The organism is Betaproteobacteria bacterium (assembly GCA_016791345.1).
Taxonomy (GTDB): Bacteria; Pseudomonadota; Gammaproteobacteria; order Burkholderiales; family JAEUMW01; genus JAEUMW01.
Window position 1 is genome coordinate 1 of sequence record JAEUMW010000465.1, and the last position, 4,237, is coordinate 4,237.

At 69.1% G+C, this 4,237-nt stretch carries 4 protein-coding genes; all 4 read left to right on the top strand.

Annotated features, from left to right (window positions below; genetic code table 11):
• A partial coding sequence (locus tag JNK68_17325) for a phosphoribulokinase (protein ID MBL8542105.1) occupies positions 1 to 580 on the top strand: 580 nt, incomplete at its 5' end.
• Between the two features lie 216 nt (positions 581 to 796).
• Positions 797 to 1,657 (top strand): CbbQ/NirQ/NorQ/GpvN family protein, encoded by an 861-nt coding sequence (locus JNK68_17330; GenBank protein MBL8542106.1) that lies wholly within the window; start codon positions 797 to 799, stop codon positions 1,655 to 1,657.
• Positions 1,658 to 1,687: 30 nt separating this feature from the next.
• Entirely contained in the window at positions 1,688 to 2,257 is a 570-nt protein-coding gene (locus JNK68_17335; protein ID MBL8542107.1) for a DedA family protein, read from the top strand.
• A 4-nt stretch (positions 2,258 to 2,261) separates the two neighbouring features.
• Positions 2,262 to 4,237, top strand: a 1,976-nt coding sequence (locus JNK68_17340) for a hypothetical protein (GenBank protein ID MBL8542108.1), incomplete at its 3' end; no start/stop codon positions are given.

Sequence of the window (4,237 nt, forward strand, 5' to 3'; positions counted from 1 at the left end):
CAACGAGGAAGAAGCCGCACCCTACGGCCAGGATCCCGGAACGTTCACGCCCTGGGAGCCGATCTCGCAGGATGCCGACCTTCTTTTCTACGAAGGCCTGCATGGCGGGGTGGTGACCGACGGCATCGACATGGCGCAGCACGTCGATCTCCTGATCGGCGTGGCGCCGACGATCAACCTCGAGTGGATACAGAAGATCAATCGCGACACGAAGGAACGGGGTTATGCGACCGAGGAGGTAATGGGGACGATCCACCGCCGCATGTGGGACTACATGCACTACATCGTTCCGCAGTTCTCGCGCACGCACATCAATTTCCAGCGCATCCCGATGGTCGACACCTCCAACCCCTTCGTCGCGCGGGACGTGCCGACGCTCGACCAGAGCCTGGTGCTGATCCACTTCCTGAAGCCGAAGCCCTCGGTGGAATACAAGCTGCACCTGAAGGGGCTCATTGAAGGCTCGGTCATCACGGGCTTCAACACCCTGGTGGTGCCGGGCGGCAAGATGATGTACGCGATGGAGCTGGTATTGACACGGCGTATCCTGGAACTCATGGAACGAAGAGCGCAGGGCTAGAGCGTCGCTCTGCCGCCGTCGTCCGGCGCCGCTTCGCCCGCGTCGCGCCGGCAGGGCGGAGGCTCGTCGCGCGCAGACGCGCGTCGTGGAGTTCGCGCGCGAATCTGTCTACCATCTCGGCTGATGCATCCTGCGAGATGCGCTGCCGCGTCCGCCGTCACACACGGCGCCTCGCGGTTCGCGTGACCGGCCGCTTCCACAGCGGAGAAACTTCTCATGCAAACTGCTGCCCGCCGCCGCCGCGGCATCGAGCGCGACATCGTCCAGCCCCCCGAGGCGGAGGCGCCGGCGCCGTACTACGAGCCGCAGGGCAGCGAGGTCGCGATCTTCGAGGCCGCCTGGGCGCGGCGCCTGCCGGTGATGCTGAAGGGGCCCACCGGCACCGGCAAGACGCGCTTCCTCGAATACATGGCGTGGCGCCTCGGGCGCCCGCTGGTGACGGTGTCCTGTCACGAGGACCTGACGAGCTCGGATCTCGTCGGACGATTCCTGCTGGAGGGCGCGGCAACCGTGTGGCAGGACGGGCCGCTCACCCGCGCAGTGAAGGCAGGCGCGATCTGTTACCTGGACGAGATCGTGGAAGCGCGCACCGACAGCACGGTGGTGATCCACTCGCTCACCGATCACCGTCGCCGGCTCACGCTGGAGAAGAAAGGGCAGGAGATCGACGCCCACGAGGACTTCATGCTGGTGATCTCCTACAACCCCGGCTATCAGACTGTGCTCAAGGACCTGAAGCCCTCCACCAAGCAGCGCTTCGTCGCGATCGACTTCGGTTTCCCGTCGGAGGAGATCGAGCGGCGCATCGTCGCCACCGAGGTCGCGGACATCGCACCGGAGATGGCGGAGCGTCTCGTCGCCGCCGGCCGCAAGGCACGCACACTGAAGGACCACGGTCTCGACGAGGCAACCTCGACGCGCGCGCTGGTGCACGCCGCCGGCCTGATCAGCGCCGGGCTCGATCCGCTCGCCGCCTGCCGCGCCGCGATGATCGGTCCGATCACCGACGACGTGGAACTCGTCGAAGCGCTCGACGAGATCGTCAGCGCCTATTTCGCGCCGCCGCCCGCCGCCTGACCGGGCCGCTACCCCGACGATCCGGTCGTCATGGATGCAGAACTGGCGGATCTGCTGCAGCGCTTCGGTTATCTCGCCGTCTTTCTCGGTACGCTGCTGGAAGGTGAAACGGTGATGCTGATGGCAGGCTTCGCCGTGCACCAGGGTTACCTCGATCTTCCGCTCGTGATCCTGGCGGCGTTCGCCGGCGGGCTCACCGGCGACCAGTGCCTGTTTGCGCTCGGACGCTGGCGCGGCGCCTGGCTGCTCGACCGTTTTCCCGGGCTGCGGGGGCCCGCCGCAAAGGCCACCGAACTGCTGGATCGGCACCAGGCGACGATCATCTTCGGCATCCGCTTCATGTATGGACTCCGCGCGGCGGGGCCGGTGGCCATCGGCATGAGCGATGTGCCGGTCGGTCGCTTCGTGGCGCTCAACGCGCTCGGCGCGGCGCTGTGGGCAGCGCTCTTCACCGCGCTCGGATACGTCGGCGGGCAGGGCGCGGAACGACTCGTCGGCGCCCTGCGCCAGTACGAGAAGGGTGCGCTCGTCGCGCTGGCCGTGCTCGGTTGCCTCGTCGGACTCGTGCACTGGCTGCGACGTGCGCGCGTGGAGCACTGAAGGGATGGCCGATACGCCGGTCGATGCCGCGTTGTTGCGAATTGCCGCGCGCTCGGAGGAGGCGCACCACGAGGCGCTGGCGGCGTCCGCGGTGATCACCCGTCACGGGGCCGAAGCCCTGGAAGAATGGCTGGAGGCGTGTGCGGATCTCGTCGCGCACGACGCCGGCGGCGGACGGGCGCTGATCCGCGGCAGCGTCGCGGCTGCTACGGCAGCGGATGAAGTGCAGTCCTGGACCACCCAGGCGCGGCGCTTTGCGCGTTGGCGCGGGTCCGCCGCCGCGCTGCAGGGTTTCATGGACAACCTGCCGGCAGCGTTCGGCGCGCTCGGTCATGCCGGCGAGGCGCGCTGGGCGGAGATCGGCCTCATCTGGTGCAAGCGGCATCTCCCGAGCGGGACGGCGTACTTCGCGACGCCGATCCGCGAGCTCACGGCCCGGCAGGGCATCACCGGCCTGGAGGCGCTCGCCGCCGTGGCCGAGGAGCTCTTCGAGCACCGCAATCTCGCACTGGCGACGCACCTGCGCGGTTCCCTGCGGGTGCGCAACCTGTTCGGCGAGGCGGCCGTCCTGCCTTGGGCGCTCGCCGGCTGCGAGGTGCTGCAGAGCGACCGGATGCGCGGCGAAGCGTATTTCCGGCTGGAGTCCGAGGAAAGCCTGGGTCAACTGCTGGACAGCCAGTCCGGGTTTCGCGTGCGCGATCGCGAACGGCTCATCGCGATCCTGCTCCACGCCTGGCTCGGCAGCGAGGTGGCAATTGCGCCGAGCGCCTGGTCGCCGGAGCGGGGCAGACCCTTCGTCGAAGTCGATGCGCGCGGCATCCACCTCCCGCTCATGCTGCCGACGCGGGAAGAGGCGCTGATCGGGTCGCTGCATGCAGCCGGCCACTTGCGCTTCGACACCTTTGCGCCTGACGTCCTGCGCCGGCTGACGGGCGGGCATGCCGATCCGGAGGCGCCGCCAGGCGCTCTGCTCGCTGGCGCGCTCGCGCCGTGGGCGCGCGATCTCACGCGCTTTCTGCTCTGTCTCGACATCTGCGAGGACCTGCGCATCGACGCACGTCTCGCGGCGATCGTACCGAACTATCTCGCGCGACTGCTGCGGCTCGCCGAGCCGGCATCCGCTGCCGTGGGGGCTGCTCCCGCCGCGTATCGCGCCGTGGCGCTGCAGAGCCTGCGACTTGCGCGCGGGGACCATGATCACGGGTTGGCGCCAGAGGTCTCAGCGAGGCTCATTCCACTGCTCGACGCTCACGCGACGTTCGTCGATGCGTTTGCCTGTGCGCGCTGGCTCCATGCCGGCAGGACGTTGCCGCCGATCGCCGCCGAGGATTTCGCGGACGCCTATCTGCCCGGACGCGGGCCGAATCTCTCTCGTGTGCTGCGGAGATGCGACGACAAGGACGGCGCCGGCGGTTCCGGCGATACCCCGCAGCCCGCGGCACCGCAAGCGCCGTCGGCGGCGAGCGCAGACAGCGTCGAGGATACGTCGCGGAGCTTGCAGCAGGATCCGTCGGCGGCCGATGCAGGTGCGCCCGGCGCCGCAGCCGGGGGAGCGCGGCGGCGCCACGGTGCACCGCGGACATCACCTGCCCCCGTCAATCCGCGCGGACGCCCCTATCCGGAATGGGACTATCGCGCCGGGCGCTACAAGCGCGACTGGGCCTGGGTGCAGGAGCGAGCGCTGACGGAGCGCAACGCCGCCGAGGCAGCGCGTCTTGCCGCCCGCCACCAGCGCACGCTGCAGCAGCTCAAGCGGGCGATGCAGGCGCAGAAGCCGACGCGGCTGGCACCGCAGCGCAGGCAGCTCGAAGGCGAGGACCTCGATCTCGATGCCGCCGTGAGCTTCGTCGTGGAACGAAGCGGCGGGCGGCAGCCGGACGCGGCGGTCTACCGGCGTCGGGTGCCGGCGCAGCGGGACATTTCCGTCATCCTGCTCGCGGATCTTTCAACGTCGATCATGCAGCTGGTACCGAAGGGCGG